This window comes from Mycobacterium sp. 663a-19 (assembly GCF_035616495.1).
Classification (GTDB): Bacteria; Actinomycetota; Actinomycetes; order Mycobacteriales; family Mycobacteriaceae; genus Mycobacterium.
This window is the reverse complement of record NZ_JAPJAV010000020.1, coordinates 1-21,492: the sequence shown is the minus strand read 5'-3', so window position 1 is coordinate 21,492 and position 21,492 is coordinate 1. Positions and strand designations below refer to the sequence as shown.

At 68.8% G+C, this 21,492-nt stretch carries 19 protein-coding genes and 1 pseudogene; 12 read left to right on the top strand and 8 right to left on the bottom strand.

What is annotated here, in order from left to right; translation table 11 throughout:
- Window positions 1-17: 17 nt before the first annotated feature.
- Window positions 18-1,318 (bottom strand): annotated as a pseudogene (locus tag OQ968_RS24070) (pyridoxal phosphate-dependent aminotransferase).
- Window positions 1,319-1,391: 73 nt separating this feature from the next.
- Between OQ968_RS24070 and OQ968_RS24065 the strand changes: the two are divergent.
- Complete coding sequence (locus tag OQ968_RS24065; protein WP_324682093.1) at window positions 1,392-1,616, top strand: antitoxin MazE-like protein; 225 nt, start codon at window positions 1,392-1,394, stop codon at window positions 1,614-1,616.
- The gene (locus OQ968_RS24060) at window positions 1,613-1,936 is read left to right on the top strand and encodes a type II toxin-antitoxin system PemK/MazF family toxin (protein ID WP_324682092.1); all 324 of its coding nucleotides are present in this window, start codon (window positions 1,613-1,615) and stop codon (window positions 1,934-1,936) included. Before OQ968_RS24065 ends, OQ968_RS24060 begins: the two co-directional genes overlap by 4 nt.
- A 6-nt stretch (window positions 1,937-1,942) precedes the next feature.
- Here OQ968_RS24060 and OQ968_RS24055 read toward each other — a convergent pair whose 3' ends face one another.
- The 5 genes from OQ968_RS24055 to OQ968_RS24035 all read right to left on the bottom strand — a co-directional run bounded on the left by OQ968_RS24055 (window position 1,943) and on the right by OQ968_RS24035 (window position 8,020).
- Window positions 1,943-4,651 (bottom strand): (Fe-S)-binding protein, encoded by a 2,709-nt coding sequence (locus OQ968_RS24055; protein ID WP_324682091.1) that lies wholly within the window; start codon window positions 4,649-4,651, stop codon window positions 1,943-1,945.
- 111 nt (window positions 4,652-4,762) lie between these two features.
- The gene (locus OQ968_RS24050; RefSeq protein WP_324682089.1) at window positions 4,763-6,472 is read right to left on the bottom strand and encodes an Hsp70 family protein; all 1,710 of its coding nucleotides are present in this window, start codon (window positions 6,470-6,472) and stop codon (window positions 4,763-4,765) included.
- Between the two features lie 100 nt (window positions 6,473-6,572).
- Window positions 6,573-7,106, bottom strand: coding sequence for a hypothetical protein (locus OQ968_RS24045; protein ID WP_324682088.1), 534 nt, complete (start codon window positions 7,104-7,106; stop codon window positions 6,573-6,575).
- Between the two features lie 70 nt (window positions 7,107-7,176).
- A complete protein-coding gene (locus OQ968_RS24040) occupies window positions 7,177-7,422 on the bottom strand; it encodes a hypothetical protein (protein ID WP_324682086.1) in 246 nt (81 codons plus the stop codon).
- Window positions 7,423-7,480: 58 nt separating this feature from the next.
- Entirely contained in the window at window positions 7,481-8,020 is a 540-nt protein-coding gene (locus OQ968_RS24035) for a hypothetical protein (protein ID WP_324682140.1), read from the bottom strand.
- Window positions 8,021-8,455: 435 nt separating this feature from the next.
- Between OQ968_RS24035 and dnaK the strand changes: the two genes are divergently transcribed.
- The 4 genes from dnaK (at window position 8,456) to OQ968_RS24015 (ending at window position 12,622) form a co-directional block, all read left to right on the top strand.
- A complete protein-coding gene (gene dnaK, locus OQ968_RS24030) occupies window positions 8,456-10,318 on the top strand; it encodes a molecular chaperone DnaK (RefSeq protein WP_324682085.1) in 1,863 nt (620 codons plus the stop codon).
- Window positions 10,315-10,998 carry a nucleotide exchange factor GrpE gene (gene grpE / locus OQ968_RS24025; protein ID WP_324682084.1) on the top strand — a complete coding sequence of 228 codons (684 nt, stop codon included), beginning with the start codon at window positions 10,315-10,317 and terminating at the stop codon, window positions 10,996-10,998. Before dnaK ends, grpE begins: the two co-directional genes overlap by 4 nt.
- Window positions 10,999-11,060: 62 nt before the next feature.
- Entirely contained in the window at window positions 11,061-12,236 is a 1,176-nt protein-coding gene (gene dnaJ / locus OQ968_RS24020) for a molecular chaperone DnaJ (protein WP_324682082.1), read from the top strand.
- Window positions 12,236-12,622 carry a heat shock protein transcriptional repressor HspR gene (locus OQ968_RS24015; protein ID WP_324682080.1) on the top strand — a complete coding sequence of 129 codons (387 nt, stop codon included), beginning with the start codon at window positions 12,236-12,238 and terminating at the stop codon, window positions 12,620-12,622. Before dnaJ ends, OQ968_RS24015 begins: the two co-directional genes overlap by 1 nt.
- A 67-nt stretch (window positions 12,623-12,689) precedes the next feature.
- Here the strand turns inward: OQ968_RS24015 and OQ968_RS24010 are convergent, their stop codons facing one another.
- Window positions 12,690-13,580 (bottom strand): aldose 1-epimerase, encoded by an 891-nt coding sequence (locus OQ968_RS24010; protein WP_324682078.1) that lies wholly within the window; start codon window positions 13,578-13,580, stop codon window positions 12,690-12,692.
- Window positions 13,581-13,583: 3 nt separating this feature from the next.
- Window positions 13,584-14,756, bottom strand: a complete 1,173-nt coding sequence (locus OQ968_RS24005; protein ID WP_324682076.1) for an FAD-binding oxidoreductase — start codon at window positions 14,754-14,756, stop codon at window positions 13,584-13,586.
- A gap of 142 nt (window positions 14,757-14,898) precedes the next feature.
- Between OQ968_RS24005 and clpB the strand changes: the two genes are divergently transcribed.
- From clpB to OQ968_RS23975, 6 genes are all read left to right on the top strand, one after another.
- Entirely contained in the window at window positions 14,899-17,445 is a 2,547-nt protein-coding gene (clpB, locus tag OQ968_RS24000; protein WP_324682074.1) for an ATP-dependent chaperone ClpB, read from the top strand.
- 141 nt (window positions 17,446-17,586) lie between these two features.
- Window positions 17,587-18,453: a trehalose monomycolate transport factor TtfA gene (gene ttfA, locus OQ968_RS23995; RefSeq protein ID WP_324682073.1), complete on the top strand. Its 867-nt coding sequence runs from the start codon at window positions 17,587-17,589 to the stop codon at window positions 18,451-18,453.
- A gap of 55 nt (window positions 18,454-18,508) precedes the next feature.
- On the top strand, window positions 18,509-19,282 hold the full coding sequence (locus OQ968_RS23990) for an SDR family oxidoreductase (protein ID WP_324682071.1): 774 nt from the start codon (window positions 18,509-18,511) through the stop codon (window positions 19,280-19,282).
- Window positions 19,269-19,808, top strand: coding sequence for an orotate phosphoribosyltransferase (pyrE, locus tag OQ968_RS23985; RefSeq protein ID WP_324682070.1), 540 nt, complete (start codon window positions 19,269-19,271; stop codon window positions 19,806-19,808). The genes OQ968_RS23990 and pyrE overlap by 14 nt, the downstream gene beginning before the upstream one ends.
- 12 nt (window positions 19,809-19,820) lie before the next feature.
- Window positions 19,821-20,726 (top strand): hypothetical protein, encoded by a 906-nt coding sequence (locus OQ968_RS23980; RefSeq protein WP_324682068.1) that lies wholly within the window; start codon window positions 19,821-19,823, stop codon window positions 20,724-20,726.
- On the top strand, window positions 20,723-21,367 hold the full coding sequence (locus OQ968_RS23975; protein WP_324682067.1) for an RNA methyltransferase: 645 nt from the start codon (window positions 20,723-20,725) through the stop codon (window positions 21,365-21,367). The genes OQ968_RS23980 and OQ968_RS23975 overlap by 4 nt, the downstream gene beginning before the upstream one ends.
- Window positions 21,368-21,492 lie beyond the last annotated feature (125 nt).

Sequence of the window (21,492 nt, the reverse complement as noted above, 5' to 3'; positions counted from 1 at the left end):
AGGCGGCCGGAAACCGCCTACGGTCGGTAGCTGGCCAGGAAATTGCCCAGTCGCTCGATCGCGGCCGCCAGGTCCCGGGCCCACGGCAGCGTCACGATGCGCAGGTGATCCGGCGTCGGCCAGTTGAACCCGGTGCCCTGGGTGACCAGGATCTTCTCCTGCAGCAGCAGGTCGAGCACCAGCTGCTCGTCGTCCTCGATCTCGTAGACCTCGGGGTCCAGCCGGGGAAACGCGTACAGCGCGCCCTCGGGTTTGACGCAGGACATCCCGGGGATCTCGTTGAGCTTCTTCCACGCGACGTCGCGCTGCTCGAGCAGCCGGCCGCCGGGCAGCACCAGGTCCTCGATGCTCTGGTGGCCGCCGAGGGCAACCTGGATCGCGTGCTGGGCCGGGACGTTCGGGCACAGCCGCATGTTGGCCAGCAGGCTGATTCCCTCGATGAAGCTCTCGGCGTGATCCTTGGGCCCGGTGATGGCCAGCCAGCCGGCGCGATATCCGGCGACGCGATAGGCCTTGGACAGGCCGTTGAACGTCAGGCACAACATGTCGGGCGCCAGCGAGGCCACGTTGATGTGCTTGGCGTCGTCGTACAGGATCTTGTCGTAGATCTCGTCGGCGAGCAGCAGCAGTTGATGCTTGCGCGCCAATTCGACCATCTGGGTGAGGACGTCGCGGCCGTAGACGGCGCCGGTGGGGTTGTTCGGGTTGATCACCACCAGCGCCTTGGTGCGCTCGGTGATCTTGGATTCCAGGTCGGCGATGTCGGGCTGCCAGCCCTGCGTCTCGTCGCACAGGTAGTGCACGGGCGTGCCGCCCGCCAGCGAGGTCGACGCCGTCCACAGCGGGTAGTCCGGCGACGGGATCAGCACCTGATCGCCGTTGTCCAACAGGGCCTGCAGCGTCATGGTGATCAGCTCGGAACATCCGTTGCCCAGGTACACGTCATCGACGTCGAACCGCGGGAAGTCCTCGACCAACTCGTACCGGGTGACCACCGCGCGCCGGGCCGGCAGGATGCCCTGGGAGTCGGAATAGCCCTGCGCGTACGGCAGCGCCTGGATGATGTCGCGCATGATCACGTCGGGCGCCTCGAAGCCGAACGGCGCCGGGTTGCCGATGTTCAGCTTGAGGATGCGGTGCCCTTCGGCCTCCAGCCGCGCGGCGTGCTGGTGCACCGGGCCCCGGATTTCGTACAGGACGTCCTGCAGTTTGGACGACTGCGCGAAGGTCCGCTGCCGGTGATGACCGGGCGGATGACCTGGGGTGGACAGGTGCAGCGGGTGAGTTGTCACGTCCCTATGGTGCCATCGTTGTCCACTGAATTTGCTGGTAGGCATCAGACTCGGCCCGGAACCGTTGCATGCAACATGCGTTTCATGCAACATATGCGTATGGGTAATCCATCGACGCGGCGGGCCAGCGAATACCGCCGCCGCATGCGTGAACGGGGATACCGCCCCGTCCAGATGTGGGTGCCGGACGTCCGGTCGGCGCGGTTCGCCGCGGAGGCGCACCGGGAATCCTTGGCGTTGGCCGAAGCCGACCGGCGCAGCGATGACATGGAATTTGTCGAAGCGATCTCGGAGGATCTGGCGTCACCGGATGACGGCGAGTGAACCGCGGCGAGTTGTGGACGGTCTCCGGGCGCGTCTATGCGGGCAAGCCTCGTCCGGCGATCATTGTTCAGGACGACCTGTTCTCCGCGACGGAATCTGTCGTCGTCGTCCCGCTGACGGCGACGACGGTCGCCGGCGTGGCGGTGGCGCGAATCGCGGTCCCGACGACGACCGGCATTGCGCAGCCGAGCTACGCCATGATCGACAAGATCACGACCGTCCGCCGGTCGAACCTCGGAACGCGGATCGGTCGCGTGTCCGCGACGCTCATGGCGGAGATCGAGCGGTCGCTCATGGTGTTCCTCGGCTTGGCCTCCTGAACGCGGTCAGCGCTTGCCGGGCGGACGCGCCCCGCGGGCGATGCCCAGCCCCTTGACCGGCGCTGCCGGCGGTGCGGCGTCGCCGTCGGGCTGGGCGGAGGGTTCCGGTTTTTGCTCGGGCTCCGGCTTTTGCTCGGGCTCCGCCTTGGCCTCGGGCTCTGCCTTGGCCTCGGCCGGCTTCGCCTCGGCCGCCGGCGCGGCCTTCTTGGCGCCGGGCCGCTTGGCGCCGGCGGCGATGCCCAGCCCCTTGACCGGCTGAGCGGCGGGCGCGGCGCCTGCCGATGCCTCCGACGGTTGGGCCGCGGCCTTCTTGGCGCCCGGTTTCTTGGCGCCGCCGGCGATGCCCAGACCCTTGGCCGGGGCGGGAGCGGCGGGAGCCTTCGCCTCGGCGGGCTTCTCGGCGGGTTTGGCGGGCGCTTCAGCCGGGGCCTCGACGGTCGCGGTGGCCTTGGGCTCCGGCTTGGGCGCCCGAGCCGCCCGCTCTTCGGCTTCCTTGGCGGCCGTGCCCTTCTCGGGCAGCGTCGCCTTGTCGTACTCGAGCGAGCCCAGCAGCACCTGGGCCACGTCCAGCACCTCGACGCCGCTGCGGCCGGCTTCCTCCTGCCGGTCGTTGACGCCGTCGGTGACCATCACCCGGCAGAACGGGCACGCGGTCGCGATGGTGCCGGCCCCGGTGGCCAAAGCCTCGTCGACGCGTTCGTGGTTGATCCGCTTGCCGATGTGCTCTTCCATCCACATCCGGGCGCCGCCCGCGCCGCAGCAGAAGCTGCGCTCGGCGTGCCGCGGCATCTCGGTGAACTTCGCCCCGGAGGACCCGATCAGCTCGCGCGGCGCCTCGTACACCTTGTTGTGCCGGCCCAGGTAGCACGGGTCGTGATAGGTGATGTCCTGGGAGACGGGCGAAACGGGCACCAATTTCTTGTCGCGCACCAGCCGGTTGAGCAGCTGGGTGTGGTGCAGCACGGTGTAGTTGCTGCCCAGCTGCCGGTATTCCTTGCCGATGGTGTTGAAGCAGTGCGGGCAGGTGACGACGATCTTGCGGTCGACGGTCTCCACACCCTCGAACAACCCGTCCAGCGTTTCCACGGCCTGCTGGGCCAGCTGCTGGAACAGGAACTCGTTGCCCGACCGGCGCGCGGAGTCGCCGTTGCAGGATTCCCCGGTGCCCAGCACCAGGTACTTGACCCCGGCGATGGACAGCAGCTCGGCGACGGCCTTCGTGGTCTTCTTGGCTTTGTCGTCGTAGGCGCCCGCGCACCCCACCCAGAACAGGTATTCGTAGCCGTCGAAGCTGTCCACGTCCTGGCCGTAGACCGGGACGTCGAAGTCCACCTCGTCGATCCAGTTGGTCCGGTCGGAGGCGTTCTGCCCCCACGGGTTGCCTTTGGTTTCCAGGTTCTTGAACAGCGTGGACAGCTCGGACGGGAACTCCGACTCCATCATCACCTGGTAGCGGCGCATATCGACGATGTGGTCGACGTGCTCGATGTCGACCGGGCACTGCTCGACGCACGCGCCGCACGTCACGCAGGACCACAGCACGTCGGGGTCGATCACCCCGCCCTGTTCCTCGGTGCCGACCAGCGGCCGGCTCACCTGCTCGGGCCCGTGCCCGGGAACGCGGCCGAAGCCGGACTCCGGCACATGGTGGGCCTCTTCTGTGGGTGTTTCGAGGTCGAGGCCCTCGAGCGGCTCCGAGCTCTTCTCACCCAGCAGGTAGGGCGCCTTGGCCATCCAGTGGTCGCGCAGGTCCATGATGACGAGCTTGGGTGACAGCGGCTTGCCGGTGTTCCAGGCCGGGCATTGCGACTGGCAGCGGCCGCACTCGGTGCAGGTGGCGAAGTCGAGCATGGCCTTCCAGCTGAAGTCCTCGATCTTGCCGCGGCCGAATTCCGCGTCGTCCGGCGGGTTTTCGAAGTCGATCGGCTTGCCGTCGGACTCGATCGGCAGCAGCGGGCCCAGCCCGTCGGGCAGCCGCTTGAAGACCACGTTGATCGGCGCCAGGAAGATGTGCAGGTGCTTGGAGTGCAGCACGATGATCAGGAAGGCCAGCATGACGCCGATGTGCAGCAGCAGCGCCACGGTTTCCAGGACCTCGTTGCCCTGGTGGCCCAGCGGCGCCAGGATCTTGCCGAACAGCTGCGAGAGGAAGGCCCCCTTGCCGTAGGGCAGCGTGCCGTTGTTGACCGCGGAGCCGCGCACCAGCACGTAGGTCCAGATGACGTTGAAGATCATGAACAGGATCAGCCACGCGCCGCCGGTGTGCGAGCCGTAGAACCTCGACGTTCGGCCGATCTCCCGCGGGCTGCGCATGATCCGGATGACCGCGAAGGTGGCGATACCGAGGAACACGGCCGTCGCGAAGAAGTCCTGCAGGAAACCGAGCGCGTCCCATCGGCCGATGATCGGGATGTGGAAGTTCGGCTGGAACAGCAGCCCGTAGGCCTCGATGTAGACCGTCAGCAGGATGAAGAAGCCCCACATGGTGAAGAAGTGCGCGAGCCCCGGAATCGACCACTTCAGCAGTCGGCGCTGCCCGAAAACCTCCGCGACCTCGGTCCAGATCCGGGTCCCGATGTTGTCGGTACGCCCGGTTGCCGGCTGGCCGGACATCACCAGCTTGTACAGCCAGAAGACGCGGCGGGCCGCGAATGCGCCCACCAAGAAGGTCATGCCCAGGCCCAGTACCAGTCTGATGACGGTCTGCGTGGTCACAGAAAGTCTCTCCAATGCATAGTTGCTCTGGCGTGCTTTGTTGCCTGCTTAGGCTTGCTCATAGTGACATCTTCGCCGCTTGCGGCGCGAGAAAGGCTGCCCTAAGCGGCGTCAGTGCGGGAACACCGGGAATATCGGCCTGGGTCGCGAGGTCGACGACGACGGCGCGGTGGTGGTCGCCTGCGATGTCGTGGTCGGCGGGGCCGTGGTGGTCGTGGTGGTGGGCGGCGGGCTGGTCGTCGTCGTTGTCGTGGGCGGCGGGGTGGTCGTCGTCGTGGTCGGGGCGGGCGCCGTCGTCGTGGTGGGGGCGGGCGCCTCGCTGGTGTTGGTCGACGGCGATGGCGGCGGCGGGACGACGGTCACGGTGGGGCTGTTGTTCGGTCCGGTCACGGTGATGGTTTGCGACGTCGGCGGCGGCGCCGGTGCGTTCGCCGGCGCGGTGTTGGTGTGGCGCAGGGTCAGCGCCAGCACCACGGCCACCAGCACCGCGGCGAGGGCACCGGCCACGGTCAGGACCAGCGCCGTGCGCTTGTACCAGGGCAGTCGCGCGGCCTGCGCGCCGTAGCGATCGTCGTCGCCGTCGCCGAATCCCGTTGGCTCCCTGCCGTAATCGCCGACGTATTCGGGGCCGGCGTACGGGACGGGCTCGGCCCCGTCGGCGTCCTGTGACCACGCCAACGGGTGGTCGTCGCCGGCCCGGGCGGCCAATGCGGCCCGGGTCATCTCGTCGGTGGCCCCGCCCACCAACTCGGTCGGGTTCTCCACGATCGGGCTCGCAGCGGTCGCGCCGCCCGCCGACGACTGCAGTTGGCCGAGCACCGCCGCGCCGATGGCGGCGCTGTAGACGGGCTGCGGCGTGGTGAGGACGGGCACCCGCAGGCGCCCGGACAGTCGCGTGGTGATCAACGGGATGCTCGCGCCCCCGCCGACGATGGCCGTGGCAGCCAGGTTCGACCGAATCCCGTTGCGCTGCAACATTTCTTCCACGGCGCCGACGAACCGTTCCAGCGGCTCGGAAACGAGTTGCTCGAACTCGCTGCGGGACAGGCTGACCTCCGCGCCGGGGCCGGCGTGGACCGTGGTCACGGTGCCCGCCGACAGGTGTTCCTTGGCGCGCCGGCATTCGCCGAGCAGGCGGGTCCACGAACCAGCCCGCGTGGTGCCCGCGACGTCGAGGGCGGTGTCCGCGCCGGCCTCCGCCGCCGCCCGCACGTGATCCAGCACGAGCTGATCGATCCCGTCGCCGGAGAAACCCGCATACCGGACCGTCGGACCGACCTGCTGAAAGTTCGCTCCGGCGTTCGTCAACGTGACGCTGGTGCCGCCGGCGCCGAAGTCGCACAGCGCGACGATGCCGTTCGCCGGGAACCCGGGCTGGGCGCGCAGCGCCGTCAGCGCGGCCGTGGCGTCGGAGATCAACGCCGGGGCCACGCCGTTGGGCGCCAGCGTCGGTTGGGCGAAGAACTCGGCCCGCAGGGCGGCGTACTGCCCCTGGGACCAATACGCCGGGACGGCGACGGTGACCGGCGACCCGTAGCCGACCTTGCGCGCCATCACCTCGAGCGCCTCGACGGTCAATGCCTCGCCGCTGAACTTTGTCCCGTCGGCCGCCACCAACGGGGCCCGGTCCCCGACCCGCTCGACGAATCCCCGCATCACCAGACCGGGTTCGCCCGCGTTCGGGTTCTCTTCCGGCAGGCCAACTTCGGACGGCCGCTGGTCGTACACCGTGAGCACGGACGTGCGGACCACCGGGGTGCTGCCCTCGCGGGCCGCGACCAGGTTGGCCAAACCCAGCGACAGCCCGAGCGACTCGCCCATATCGCGCACCCCTGTGTTCGTCGTTAGCGGCGGTGGATTCCAGCGAGTCTAGGTGCGCCGCGGCGGCACATGCCGGGCGGCGACGTCATTGGGCGCAATGTCAGCGCAGGGCGGGCGGGACGTTCACCGTCGGCCCCCCGGGGATGGTGATCACCGGCGGCAGCTGTGGCATGTGATGCCGATGCGATGGCTGCTGCGTGGGCTGCTGCGTGGGCTGCTGGGTCGGCTGTTGGGCCGGCGGCTCGACCACACTGCTGGTCGGCGGTGTCGTCGTGGCCGTGGTGCTCGGCGGTGTCGTCGTGGTGGTGGTAGTGCTGGGCGGGGTCGTGGTGGTGCTCGGGACGGGGCTGATGCCCTGCTGTCCACCGATCAGCTGCATGATGCCGAAAACGATCAGCGCGATCAGGATCAGAACGAGCACGGCCCAGCCGATGAGCATCACGGGCCTGCGGTACCACGCCGTCGGCTCGGTTTCCTGGTCGAACGGGTCGCCGCCGGGTTCGTACTGCTCGGGGGGAAATTGCTCGGGCGACGGATCGGTGCGGCCCGCGTCGTTCGGTTGCTCGGCCATGTCGAAGTTGGCATTGCGGGTCGGCTGGTTGTGGAAGTCATCCGGTGGGCCAAAGCGTGCCACGAATCCGATCGTACTGACCCCGTTCGCGCTCCAGCTCAGGCCGGTCTCGCGGCGGGCGCTCGTTGATCAATTAGTTCTGGGCGGTGACCCAGGGATCGTTGGGCTTCTGGCCGGTATAGGGCATCCACTGGTAGTTGCTGTCACAGATGATGGCCTGACCGTTAGGGGCGACGTCCCGCTTGCCGATGTCGGCGCCGATGCACTGCTCACCCACAACATGCTCGGCCTTGGGTTCTGCGATGGCCGCACCGGCTGTCGTGCCCGCTACGGTTCCGGCGACAGCGAATGCGGCCATGGCTACTGCCATGCGTTTCATGGCAAAAGTATGGACCGCCCGCCGATGCCATGAGGTCAGATCCGCGTGACGCGAGCACTCAGAACGTGTTCACCTTGTCGACGCTGACGAACATTCCGTGCCCGGTGTGGTCGTTGGTGAACCGGGTTCCGTCGGCGGTGGCGTTGATCGTCCAGCCCTGAGCCGAGTAGGTCTTGTAATCGATGGTGACGGTCGGGATGGCCCCCAGGTTGCCCAGCACCCACTGAACGGCGCCGCCCGACGTGACGCTGACGCCATTGGCGTGCTCACCGTCCTGCAGCGGAGAGTTGGTGAACGGCGCCTCGCAGCCCACGGTCTCCTTGTTGATCTGGCAGCGCGTCATGCCGGACTTGGTTTCGATGAAGACGTAGCCGTTGTTATCCGGCGGAAGCGGGATGGCGCCGGCCGGCGTGGTGGGGCCCGTCGGCGCCAGGGTGGGGCTGGTGGGTGTCGTGGGCGGCTCCGCTGTGGGGAACGCGGGTTCGGTCGGCCCGGCGCCGGGCGCCGCGAGCGGCCTGCCGTCGATGGTGTTGCTGCAGCCGGAAACCAGGGCTGAACTGGCCAGCAGGGTCACCAGGAGCAGCGAGCCACCGGACAGGCTCCGCTGCGCCTTTCGCGATAACCGCACAGGAAATCAGGGTACGCACGGAGTCGCGAAAGTTGCTGCAACCAGTCGGCTATCGATATCGAGCCGATGGCGCGGGTTTATCGCTGCGTGACGGATCCGCTTTCCGGACGGGTCCGGCCGAGCGTGAATCCAGGGCGTTGAGCGTGAGCGTGGGGCGGGATTCCGGCGACATCCACGCCGTGGGTTCACTGCGAAAGCCCTGGCTTCACGCTCAAAGCCCTGGATTCACACCCAAAGCAGACCCCCGGGAACAAGACGGCGCCGCCCACCGTTAGCATGATCGATAAGTTGAGTGAACCAGGCTCAATCCTGGGTTGACAGTTTGACGTCACCGGTAGCAGGCTTGAGTGGGGTTCACTCAGCATAGTGCCACCAACAAGCTCTACATATTCAGGAGGAATCACCATGGCTCGTGCGGTCGGTATCGACCTCGGGACCACCAACTCCGTCGTCTCGGTACTCGAGGGTGGCGACCCAGTCGTCGTCGCCAACTCGGAGGGCTCGCGGACCACTCCGTCGGTCGTCGCGTTCGCGCGCAACGGCGAGGTGCTCGTCGGCCAGCCCGCCAAGAACCAGGCGGTGACCAACGTCGACCGGACCGTTCGTTCGGTCAAGCGGCACATGGGCACCGACTGGTCCATCGAAGTCGACGGCAAGAAATACACCGCGCAGGAGATCAGCGCCCGGATTCTGCAGAAGCTGAAGCGCGACGCGGAAAGCTACCTCGGTGAGGACATCACCGACGCGGTCATCACCGTGCCCGCGTACTTCAACGACGCCCAGCGTCAGGCGACCAAGGAGTCCGGCCAGATCGCCGGTCTGAACGTGCTGCGCATCGTCAACGAACCGACCGCTGCGGCACTGGCTTACGGCCTGGACAAGGGCGAGAAGGAACAGACGATCCTCGTCTTCGACTTGGGCGGCGGCACATTCGACGTCTCGCTGCTCGAGATCGGCGAGGGCGTGGTCGAGGTGCGAGCCACCAGCGGTGACAACCACCTCGGTGGCGACGACTGGGACGACCGCATCGTCAACTGGCTCGTCGACAAGTTCAAGGGCACCAGCGGCATCGACCTGACCAAGGACAAGATGGCGATGCAGCGGCTGCGTGAGGCGGCCGAGAAGGCCAAGATCGAGCTGTCGAGCTCGCAGAGCACCTCGATCAACCTGCCCTACATCACCGTCGACTCCGACAAGAACCCCCTGTTCCTCGACGAGCAGCTGACCCGCGCCGAGTTCCAGAAGATCACCCAGGATCTGCTGGACCGCACCCGTCAGCCCTTCCAGTCGGTGATCAAGGACGCCGGCATCTCGGTTTCCGAGATCGACCACGTCGTGCTGGTGGGTGGTTCCACCCGTATGCCCGCGGTGACCGACCTGGTCAAGGAGCTCACCGGCGGCAAGGAGCCCAACAAGGGCGTCAACCCCGACGAGGTCGTGGCCGTTGGTGCCGCGCTGCAGGCGGGTGTCCTCAAGGGTGAGGTGAAAGACGTTCTGCTGCTTGACGTTACGCCGCTGAGCCTCGGCATCGAGACCAAGGGTGGCGTGATGACCAAGCTCATCGAGCGCAACACCACGATCCCGACCAAGCGGTCGGAGACCTTCACCACGGCCGACGACAATCAGCCGTCGGTGCAGATCCAGGTCTATCAGGGTGAGCGCGAAATCGCCTCGCACAACAAGCTGCTCGGCTCCTTCGAGCTGACCGGCATCCCGCCGGCTCCGCGCGGCGTCCCGCAGATCGAGGTCACCTTCGACATCGACGCCAACGGCATCGTGCACGTCACGGCCAAGGACAAGGGCACCGGCAAGGAGAACACGATCAAGATCCAGGAGGGCTCCGGCCTTTCCAAGGAGGAGATCGACCGGATGATCAAGGACGCCGAGGCGCACGCCGAGGAGGACCGCAAGCGCCGCGAGGAGGCCGACGTTCGCAACCAGGCCGAGACGCTGGTCTACCAGACGGAGAAGTTCGTCAAGGAGCAGCGCGAGGCCGAGGGCGGCTCGAAGGTTCCCGAGGACACCCTGAACAAGGTGGACGCCGCGGTCGCCGACGCGAAGAAGGCGCTCGAGGGCACCGACATCACCGCGATCAAGTCGGCGATGGAGAAGCTGGGGCAGGAGTCCCAGGCGCTCGGGCAGGCGATCTACGAAGCCACGCAGGCGGAGGCCGCGCAGGCCGGCGGCGGTGAGCCCGGCGCGGGTACCGGCTCGGCTGACGACGTCGTGGACGCGGAGGTGGTCGACGACGACCGGGAGGCCAAGTGAGCGAAGGTAACCCGCAGGAACAGGTGACGGTCACCGACAAACGGCGAATCGATCCCGAGACCGGCGAAGTCCGCCACGTCCCTCCCGGCGCCCCTTCTGGTTCGGGGCCGGGAGGGACGGCGCCGGAAGCCGCGATCACCGTGTCGGGCGGCGCCGCAGCCGACAAGGTCGTCGAGCTGACCGCCGATCTGCAACGCGTGCAGGCTGATTTCGCGAACTACCGCAAGCGGGCGCTGCGCGATCAGCAGGCGGCAGCGGATCGGGCCAAGGCCACCGTGGTCAGCCAATTGCTGGGCGTGCTCGACGATCTCGATCGGGCGCGCGCCCACGGCGACCTCGACTCGGGCCCGCTGAAGTCGGTCGCCGACAAGCTGATGAACGCGCTGACCGGGCTCGGCCTGACGGCGTTCGGCGCCGAGGGCGAAGACTTCGACCCGCTGCTGCACGAAGCCGTGCAGCACGAGGGCGACGGCGGCGAGGGCTCCAAACCGGTCATCGGCACCGTCATGCGGCAGGGCTACCGGCTCGGCGAGAACGTGCTGCGCCACGCTCTGGTCGGCGTCGTGGACACCGTCGACGACGGCGAAGCCGGTGCGCCCGAACCCGAGCAGGCCGAAACCGTGCAGGCCGAAACCGAGCAGGCCGATGCGGACGATAACGCCGACGCCTCCGGTGAATAAGGCACAGAATCAAGACAACCGAAGAGACAAGCAAAGAGAAAGGTGGGAGGGGGTGGCGCGACATGGCCCAGCGTGAATGGGTCGAAAAAGACTTCTACAAGGAGCTGGGCGTCTCCTCCGACGCCAGTCCCGAAGAGATCAAGCGGGCGTACCGCAAGCTGGCGCGCGACCTGCATCCGGACGCGAATCCCGACAACCCCGCCGCCGGCGAGCGGTTCAAGGCGGTGTCGGAGGCGCACAACGTCTTGTCGGATCCGGCTAAGCGCAAGGAGTATGACGAAACCCGCCGGCTGTTCGCCGGCGGTGGCTTCGGTGGCCGCAGGTTCAACACCGGCGGCTTCACCTTCGACGTGGGCGGCGACGGCGCCGAGTTCAACCTCAACGACCTGTTCGACGCCGCGGGCCGAACCGGCGGCACCAACATCGGCGACCTGTTCGGCGGCCTGTTCGGCCGGGGCGCCAGTGCGCGCCCCAGCCGGCCGCGGCGCGGCAACGACCTGGAGACCGAGACCGAGCTGGATTTCGTCGAGGCCGCCAAGGGCGTGGCGATGCCGCTGCGGCTGACCAGTCCGGCGCCGTGCACCAACTGCCATGGCAGCGGCGCGCGGCCGGGAACCAGCCCGAAGGTGTGTCCGACGTGCAACGGCTCCGGCGTGATCAACCGGAATCAGGGCGCTTTCGGCTTTTCCGAGCCCTGCACCGATTGCCGGGGCAGCGGCTCGATCATCGAGCACCCGTGCGACGAGTGCAAAGGCACCGGTGTCACCACCCGCACCCGCACCATCAACGTGCGGATACCGCCGGGTGTCGAAGACGGACAACGCATTCGGCTGGCCGGTCAGGGCGAGGCCGGGTTGCGAGGTGCCCCGTCGGGAGACCTGTACGTGACGGTGCATGTGCGGCCGGACAAGATCTTCGGCCGCGACGGCGACGACCTCACCGTGACCGTTCCGGTGAGCTTCACCGAATTAGCTTTGGGCTCAACGCTTTCGGTGCCCACGCTGGACGGAAAGGTCGGTGTCCGGGTGCCGAAGGGCACCGCCGACGGCCGCATCCTGCGGGTGCGCGGACGCGGTGTGCCCAAGCGCGGCGGGGGACACGGGGACCTGCTCGTCACCGTGAAGGTCGCCGTCCCACCGAATGTGGAGGGCGCGGCCAAGGAGGCGCTGGAGGCGTACGCGGAGGCCGAGCGCTCCAGCGGGTTCAACCCGCGGGCCGGATGGGCAGGTAACCGCTGATGGCCAAGAACCGCAAGGAACGCGAGTCGCGGACCTTCCTGATCTCGGTGGCCGCCGAGTTGGCCGGCATGCATGCACAGACCTTGCGCACCTACGACCGGCTCGGGCTGGTCACCCCGAGCCGGACTTCCGGTGGGGGGCGCCGTTATTCGGAGCGCGACGTGGATCTGCTGCGCGAGGTGCAGCGGCTGTCGCAGGACGAGGGGGTCAACCTCGCCGGCATCAAGCGGATCATCGAGCTCACCAATCAGGTCGAGGCCCTGCAGTCGCGGGTCAAGGAATTGACCGAGGAGCTGATGACGCTGCGCGCCAACCAGCGCCGCGATCTCGCCGTGGTGCCCAAGAGCACCGCGGTGGTGGTCTGGCAGCCGCGCAAGTCTCGCTAGCTCTCGCCGAACGTGCAGCCATGGCGAAAAAATCGCGAAAATATCTCCCCCAGTGCACGTTCGGCGATCAAACCCGGACCGAAAACTGCATGACCGTCGGCTCGCCGGGGCGCGCGCACCGGTAGCCGCCGCGGCGCAGGGCATCGGTCGGTGCGGTCATCGGCTCGAAGCACACCACGTCCTCGGCGAGTGGTGCAAAGATCTGCGCGACGGGAAATCCTCGCTCGAAGCGCACCTCGACACGTCGTCCGCCGCCGGACACCGCGAACACCGCGCCGTCGGCAACTTGGTCGTAGGCGTCGTCAAAGGCCTTGTCGCCCAACGGCCCTGACGCAGCGGGCGCCTCGGCCGCATCGCCGGTGGGCAGCCCCTTTTCGTCCAGGCTCAGATGCCGCATCGGCGGCGTCTCGATGATCCACTCACGGCGGGCCACGCCCGGCACGCGCAGATACGGATGAAAGCCGAAGCACAGCGGCACCGCCGTCGAACCGGTCGCGGTGACCGTGGTGCGCACGGTCAGCGTCCGCTCCGCCAGCCGCACCCCCACCGCCAGCAGATGCGGGTACGGGAAGCTGGCCAGCAGCCGGGGGTCTGCGCCGTAGTCCAGCTCGGCGGTCAGCTCGTTGGCCGTCTGCGCCGTCACCCGCCATCCGGGATGGGCGGCCAGCACACCGTGGATCGGCAACCCGTTGGGGTCGGGCCGGACACCGTTCTCTCCCGGCGTCAGCGTCACCGTCACACCCTGTGCCGTATAAGTGTTGTCACCCAACCGATTTGCCCAGGGATACAGGATCGGAATGCCCATCGTCTTGCCGTCCGAGACGTAGGCGCCCAGCCCGCGCCGCTGCCCGAGCAGCTCCGCGCCGGAGTCGTTGAGCGACGTGCCGATCATGCCCGCCTCTGGCACCCACTGCGCGGTCACCGACGACGACGGGTCGCGCAGGGTCACCACCTGCACAGCCTAGCGTGACAGCGGGTCGTGCCGAATGCGCTCCGGTGGCGCACCTTTGGCGATCAGCGCCGCCTTGGTGGCACGGACCATCGCCGGTCCGCCGCAGATCAGAATCTGCCGGTCGCCCCAGCCGCCGTACTTGGTCACCACATCGGGCAACCGCCCGCTCTGGCGCACGTGCAGCCCGCGCGGCGGCGTCACGTCGGGATAGTCGGCGGCCCAGGGCGGATCGCGGTTGTACTCGGTCACCGGCGAGACCGACAGCCACGGGTTGTGCGTCGAGACCTGCCACAGCGTGGGCAGGTCGTAGAGCTCACAGAAATAGCGGGCGCCGAAGAACAGGTGCACGCGCGGGTTCTCGGCGTAGCGCGACAGGTCCATGATCAGCGCCCGCAGCGGTGCCAGGCCGGTGCTGCCCGCCACCATCAGAACGTCGCCGCCGTCGCGGTCGACCCGCAGGCCGCCGTGCGGGCTGGACAGCCGCCACCGATCGCCGGGCCGGGTCTCGTCCACGATGGCGGTGCTGACCAGCCCACCGGGAACGAGGCGAACATGGAATTCGATCCCGCCGTCCGGGTCGGCCGGAATGGCCGGGCTCAGATACCGCCAGCGGCGCGGGCACTGCGGAATGTGGACGTTGACGTATTGGCCCGGGTGATAGTGCATCGGCCGGTCCAGCCGCAGCCGAACGACCGCGAGATCCCTGGAGACCCTGAGGTGTTCGATGACGGTGCCGTCCCACCAGGCGGGTCCTTCGTCGGCGTCGGCGGCCCCGCTCATCACCCCGGTGATGAGGTTGAGCGACTGCGTGGCGGCGGCGTCGACCGCGTCGCTCCAGGCGTCGCCGACGTGGGTTCGCAGCGTCGCGTACAGCGCGCGACGCAACGTGTCGTAATGGCTTGGCAGCACACCATATTTGCGATGGTCGCGGCCGAGCTGGGCGAGGAAGGCGACCGGCTCCTGCGCGCGCTGCGCGACCAGCTCGCCGTACACCCAGTGCAGCGCGTGGGCGAAAGCGGCCCGCTGACCCTCCATTTCGGGCGGGAACAGGTCGCGGACCGACATGTCGAGGTCGAACCAGCTGGTGTAGAAGCGGCGGACGACCTCGTTGCCGCGGCCGGGCCCCTCCGGCGCGAACGCGTCGCGCAGCACCTGCAGCGCGTCCCGGTCGTCCAAACCCACGGACGCCGATTCTAAGTTCCAGCAGCGTGTCAGCGGTGTCCGCGCTCCGAATCCAAAAATCTAGAGTTGAGCGGAACAGACTCAATCTTGACGACGTTGAACATCCCGACAAGCATTTTCCTAGTACCCGAACGGAGGTGTCGTGGACTCTTTCAACCCGACAACCAAGACGCAGGCGGCCCTGACGTCGGCCCTGCAGGCGGCGAGTTCCGCCGGTAATCCCGAGATCAGGCCCGCTCACCTGCTGCTGGCGCTGCTGACCCAGAACGACGGGATCGCCGCGCCGCTATTGGAGGCTGTCGGCGTCGAGCCCGCCACCATCCGCGCCGAAGCGGAGCGCCTCCTCGCCCAGCTGCCGCAGGCCAGCGGCGCCAGCTCGCAACCGCAGCTGTCCCGCGAATCGCTGGCCGCCATCACCACGGCCCAGCAGCTGGCCACCGAGATGGACGACGAGTACGTCTCCACCGAGCACCTGATGGTCGGGCTGGCCACCGGCGACTCCGAGGTCGCCAAGCTGCTGACCGGGCACGGCGCCTCACCGCAGGCCTTGAGGGAGGCGTTCGTCAAGGTGCGCGGCAGCGCCCGGGTCACCAGCCCCGACCCCGAGGCCACCTACCAGGCGCTGGAGAAGTACTCCACCGACCTGACCGCCCGCGCGAGGGAGGGCAAGCTCGACCCGGTGATCGGGCGGGACAACGAGATTCGCCGCGTCGTGCAGGTGCTGTCGCGTCGCACCAAGAACAACCCGGTGCTCATCGGCGAGCCCGGCGTCGGCAAGACCGCGATCGTGGAGGGCCTGGCGCAGCGCATCGTCGCCGGCGACGTGCCGGAAAGCCTGCGGGACAAGACCGTCATCGCCCTGGACCTCGGGTCGATGGTGGCCGGCGCCAAGTACCGCGGCGAGTTCGAGGAACGGCTCAAGGCCGTGCTCGACGACATCAAGAACTCCGCGGGCCAGATCATCACGTTCATCGACGAGCTGCACACCATCGTCGGCGCGGGCGCTACCGGCGAGGGCGCGATGGACGCCGGCAACATGATCAAGCCGATGCTGGCCCGCGGCGAGCTGCGGCTGGTCGGCGCCACCACGCTCGACGAGTACCGCAAGCACATCGAGAAGGACGCCGCCCTGGAGCGGCGCTTCCAGCAGGTCTTCGTCGGCGAGCCGTCGGTCGAGGACACCGTCGGCATCCTGCGCGGCCTGAAGGACCGCTACGAGGTGCACCACGGGGTGCGCATCACCGACTCCGCGCTGGTGGCCGCGGCCGCGTTGTCCGACCGCTACATCACCGCCCGCTTCCTGCCGGACAAGGCGATCGACCTGGTCGACGAGGCGGCCAGCCGGTTGCGGATGGAGATCGACTCGCGGCCCGTCGAGATCGACGAGGTCGAGCGGCTGGTGCGCCGGCTCGAGATCGAAGAGATGGCGCTGGCCAAGGAGGAGGACGACGCGTCCAAGGAGCGGCTGGAGAAGTTGCGCTCCGAGCTGGCCGACCAGAAGGAGAAGCTGGCCGAGCTGACCGCCCGCTGGCAGAACGAGAAGAACGCCATCGACGTCGTCCGCGAACTCAAGGAGCAGCTGGAGACGCTGCGCGGGGAGTCCGAGCGCGCCGAGCGCGACGGCGACCTGGCCAAGGCCGCCGAGCTGCGCTACGGGCGAATCCCCGAGGTGGAAAAGCAGCTCGAGGCCGCGCTGCCGCAGGCCGAGGCCCGCGAGAACGTGATGCTCAAGGAGGAGGTCGGCCCCGACGACATCGCCGACGTGGTGTCGGCGTGGACGGGCATCCCGGCCGGGCGGCTGCTGGAGGGCGAGACCGCCAAGCTGCTGCGGATGGAGGACGAGCTGGGCAAGCGCGTGGTCGGGCAGAAGAAGGCGGTGCACGCCGTGTCCGACGCGGTGCGCCGCAGCCGCGCCGGGGTCGCCGACCCCAACCGGCCGACGGGCTCGTTCCTGTTCCTCGGCCCCACCGGCGTCGGCAAGACCGAGCTGGCCAAGGCGCTCGCGGACTTCCTGTTCGACGACGAGCGGGCAATGGTCCGCATCGACATGAGCGAGTACGGCGAGAAGCACTCGGTGGCCCGCCTGGTGGGCGCGCCCCCCGGCTACATCGGGTACGACCAGGGCGGTCAGCTGACCGAGGCGGTGCGCCGCCGGCCCTACACGGTGGTGCTGTTCGACGAGGTCGAAAAGGCCCACCCGGATGTGTTCGACGTGCTGCTGCAGGTGCTCGACGAGGGGCGCCTGACGGACGGGCAGGGCCGCACGGTCGACTTCCGCAACACCATCCTGATCCTGACGTCCAACCTCGGGTCGGGCGGCAGCGAGGAGCAGGTGATGGCCGCGGTGCGCGCCACGTTCAAGCCGGAGTTCATCAACCGCCTGGACGACGTGCTGGTCTTCGACGGCCTCAACCCCGAAGAGCTGGTGCAGATCGTCGACATCCAGCTGGCCCAGCTGGACAAGCGGCTGGCGCAACGGCGGCTGCAACTCGAGGTGTCGCTGCCGGCCAAGCGCTGGCTGGCGCAGCGCGGGTTCGACCCCGTGTACGGCGCCCGGCCGCTGCGGCGGCTGGTGCAGCAGGCCATCGGTGACCAGCTGGCCAAGATGCTGCTGGCAGGCGAGGTGCACGACGGCGACGTGGTGCCCGTCAACGTCGGCCCGGACGGCGACTCGCTGGTCCTGGGGTAAATCTCTTTGGCGAGCAGACGCAAACGCCCCCGTTTCAGCGCGAAATTGGGGGCTTTTGCGTCTGCTCGGCGCAATGCCGTAACCGCGTTGTGACCTGGTCGGTTTCGGTATTCCGGCCCAACAGCAGATACCCTGTGTGGGATGGTCCCCCTCTGGTTCACGCTGTCCGCGCTGTGTTTTGTCGGCGCGGTGGTGCTGCTGTACGTCGATATCGATCGGCGCCGCGGCCGCAGCCGGCGGCGCAGGTCGTGGGCGCGGTCGCACGGCTTCGACTACGAGCCCGAATCGACCGACATCCTGAAGCGCTGGAAGCGCGGGGTGATGTCGACCGTGGGCGATGTCCCGGCCCACAACGTCGTGCTGGGCCAGATCCGCGGCGAGGCGGTGTACATCTTCGACCTCGAGGAGGTCGCCACCGTGATCGCGCTGCACCGCAAGGTGGGCACCAACGTCGTCGTCGACCTGCGGCTCAAGGGACTGAAAGAGCCACGGGAGAGCGACATTTGGCTACTGGGCGCGATCGGGCCGCGGATGGTGTACTCCACCAACCTGGACGCGGCGCGGCGCGCCTGCGACCGGCGCATGGTCACCTTCGCGCACACCGCGCCCGACTGCGCCGAGATCATGTGGAACGAGCAGAACTGGACGCTGGTCGCCATGCCGATCTCGAGCACCCGCACCGAATGGGACGAGGGCCTGCGCACCGTGCGCCAGTTCAACGACCTGTTGCGGGTGCTGCCGCCACTGCCGGACGAGACCGCGCAGGAGGCGGGAGCGCCTGCGGGCCGTCGCAACGCGGCGCCGAGCCGCCCGTTGGCGCCGGCCGGCCGCGCGGAGCTGCCGTCCCGGCGCCCGGGGCAGGATGTGGCCGGTCTGTTGGGCACCGACGTCCAGGGCGCCCGTCGCAAACCCGAGCCGGTCCGCCGCGACGAGGGCCGCTCCGAGGCCGGCCGGCGACCACCGCCGGCGGGCCGCAACGGCCGCCAGGCCAGCAACTACCAGCGCTGACGGCGCCCCGGGCCGGGCAGGGCCCGGTCGGGCCGCCGTCATTAAGATGTCGCTCATGCCACGCCCCGTCGCCCTGATCACCGGGCCCACGTCCGGGATCGGCGCCGGCTACGCGCGGCGCTACGCGAGCGACGGCTACGACCTGGTTCTGGTCGCCCGCGACGTGGACCGGCTGAACCGCTTGGCGGGCGAGCTGAAGGGCCAGGCGGGCAACGTCGAGATTCTGCCCGCCGACCTGGCCGAGCGCGCGGGCCGGGAAAAGGTCTGTGAGCGCCTCGGCGCCGGTGTCCGAGTCCTGGTGAACAACGCGGGATTCGGCACGTCCGGCGAATTCTGGGAAACGGATCCCCAGCTGCTGCAGGCGCAGCTCGACGTCAACGTGACCGCGGTCATGCACCTCACCCGCGCGGCGCTGCCGGCCATGCTCGACGCCGGCGCGGGCACCGTCATCAACATCGCCAGCGTCGCGGGCATGGTGCCGGGGCGCGGGTCGACCTATTCGGCGTCCAAGGCCTGGGTGATCTCGTTCAGCGAGGGCCTGGCCGTCAGCCTGCAGGGCACCGGGGTCGGCGTGCACGCGGTGTGCCCGGGCTACGTGCACACCGAATTCCACACCAGGGCGGGGATCGAGATGGCCAAGCTGCCGTCGTTCATGTGGCTCGAGGTCGACGACGTCGTCGCGCAAAGCCTGGCCGACGTCGCGGCCGGCAAGGTGGTCAGCATTCCGGGCGTGCAGTACAAGGCGATCGTCACCGCGGGCCGGATGATGCCGAGGGGCCTGATGCGGGGCATAACCAAGCGAGTCGGCGGCGGCCGTGGCAGAACCTGACCGCGCCGAGCTGGCGGAGCTGGTGCGGCGGCTGTCGGTGGTGCGCGGCCGGGTCACGCTGTCGTCGGGCAAGGAGGCCGACTATTACGTGGACCTGCGCCGCGCCACCCTGCACCATCGGGCCTCCGCGCTGATCGGCGCGTTGATGCGCGAGCTCACCAGCGACTGGGACTACGCGGTCGTCGGCGGCCTGACCCTGGGCGCCGACCCGGTGGCGACGGCCATCATGCACGCGCCGGGCCGCCCGATCGACGCGTTCGTGGTGCGCAAGTCGGCGAAAACCCATGGCCTGCAACGACTTATCGAGGGATCTGAGGTCGCCGGTCAGCGGGCGTTGGTGGTCGAGGACACCAGCACGACGGGCGCGTCGGCGCTGACGGCGGTGCGGGCCGTGCAGGACGCGGGCGGGCACGTCGTCGGGGTGGCCACGGTGGTGGACCGCGCCACCGGCGCCGCCGAGGCCATCGAGGCCGAGGGGCTGCCGTACCGCAGCGTGCTGGGCCTTGCCGACCTGGGGCTGGACTAGGCCGCGGGCGGTATGCGCAGTCTTCTCGTGTTGCTCGCCTGCCTGGCGGTCTGCCTGCTGGGCTGCTCGGGCTCCAACCGACCCGTCAACCCGTACGGCGCCCAGGGCGCGCGGCTCGGCGAATCGCTGGCGCTGCTCGGCTGGAACGTGTCGGTGTCGAACCTGCGCTGGGACGGCGACTATGTGCTCATCGACGTCTCGGGTGCGGTGGCGTCCAAGGACCCGCACGCGCCGCACGCCAAGCCCGAGGACATTCGGTTCGGGTTGTACGGGGCGCTGGCGCACCCGCTGGAGGCGTTCGGATTGGGCAGCTGTGACGCCGCGACGGCCAGCGTGCACGACCTCGGGTCGCCGCTGTCGGCGCCCCCCGACCGGCTCACCGGCACCGTCTGCCTGGGCCCGCTGAAGGATCACAGTCAGGTTCGCGGGGTGTACGTGTACTCGCCGCGGGACCGCATCCCCAACACCTCGGCGGCCTACCCGGCGGCGTTCCCCGTGGGGCTGATGCCGACCAACGCCAACGACACCGGCCTGGTGGTCAAGACCACCAGCCTGTCGGCATGGCGCGCCGACGGCACCCCGATCACCAAGGCGCAACTGGGCGACGCGGGTGCGTTCACCGGCAACGGCTACATGCTGCTGGGGCTGCAGGCCGACGCCGTCGCCGCCCGGTATCGCGACGACTCCGCCAAGCGCGGCGGCCCGATGATGCTGCTCGCGTCGCCGACCGTGCCCGGCCCGGGGCTCAATCCGGCGTGCGCGACGTACGGGTCGTCGGTGCTGATCCTGCCCGACGCGTCGCTGGACGCGGTGCGCGTCAACGCGTCGCTGTGCACCCAGGGCGAGATCAACGAGGCGCTGCTCTACGCGACGGTTGCCATCGACGGCACCCACGCCGGTGTGTGGACGCAGCGATGAGCGAACCCGGGCCCACCGAATGGGGGAGGCCGGCCGGTGGCGTCGGCCCCTGGCGGGGCGACCTTCCCGACGACCCACGGTATGACGCAGTCCTGTTGCGCGACGGCGATACTCGCAACGTCGTCGATGCCTACCGGTACTGGACCCGGGAAGCGATCATCGCCGACATCGACAAGCGGCGCCATCCGCTGCACGTGGCGATCGAGAACTTCGGCCACGACGCCAACATCGGCTCGGTGGTCCGCACCGCCAACGCGTTCGCGGTGCACACCGTGCACATCGTGGGGCGGCGGCGGTGGAACCGCCGCGGCGCCATGGTGACCGACCGCTACCAGCGGCTGTGTCATCACGACAGCACCGCCGACCTGCTGGACTTCGCCGCGGACGCGGGCCTGACCGTCGTCGCGGTGGACAACGTCCCGGGCGCGGCGCGCCTGGAGGAGACGACGCTGCCGCGCGACTGCCTATTGGTGTTCGGCCAGGAGGGCCCCGGCATCACCGACCACACCCGCGCCGGCGCGGCGCTCACGGTGTCCATCGCCCAGTTCGGCTCGACGCGCAGCATCAACGCCGGCGTGGCCGCCGGGATCGCGATGCACACCTGGATCAGGCAGCACGCGGACCTGACCCAGGCCTGGTAGCGGCGGGCCGTGAAGCCTCGGCGTTGATTGTGAACTGGCGCAGGGGATTTGGCGGCGCTTTCACGCGATGGATGCAACAGTGGGCGGTTTGGGTGGGTTAGACAGTAGTTCGTCGAGGGCTTCAG

Bases quoted from the DNA above. Each gene is read 5' to 3' on its own strand.
- OQ968_RS24050 (WP_324682089.1), bottom strand. From the start codon at position 6,472: ATGGGCGAGTCGCTCGGGCTGTCGCTGGGTTTGGCCAACCTGGTCGCG.
- OQ968_RS24015 (WP_324682080.1), top strand. From the start codon at position 12,236: ATGGCCAAGAACCGCAAGGAACGCGAGTCGCGGACCTTCCTGATCTCG.
- dnaK (WP_324682085.1), top strand. From the start codon at position 8,456: ATGGCTCGTGCGGTCGGTATCGACCTCGGGACCACCAACTCCGTCGTC.
- OQ968_RS24040 (WP_324682086.1), bottom strand. From the start codon at position 7,422: ATGAAACGCATGGCAGTAGCCATGGCCGCATTCGCTGTCGCCGGAACC.
- ttfA (WP_324682073.1), top strand. From the start codon at position 17,587: ATGGTCCCCCTCTGGTTCACGCTGTCCGCGCTGTGTTTTGTCGGCGCG.
- dnaJ (WP_324682082.1), top strand. From the start codon at position 11,061: ATGGCCCAGCGTGAATGGGTCGAAAAAGACTTCTACAAGGAGCTGGGC.
- OQ968_RS23975 (WP_324682067.1), top strand. From the start codon at position 20,723: ATGAGCGAACCCGGGCCCACCGAATGGGGGAGGCCGGCCGGTGGCGTC.
- OQ968_RS23990 (WP_324682071.1), top strand. From the start codon at position 18,509: ATGCCACGCCCCGTCGCCCTGATCACCGGGCCCACGTCCGGGATCGGC.
- OQ968_RS23980 (WP_324682068.1), top strand. From the start codon at position 19,821: ATGCGCAGTCTTCTCGTGTTGCTCGCCTGCCTGGCGGTCTGCCTGCTG.
- OQ968_RS24065 (WP_324682093.1), top strand. From the start codon at position 1,392: ATGGGTAATCCATCGACGCGGCGGGCCAGCGAATACCGCCGCCGCATG.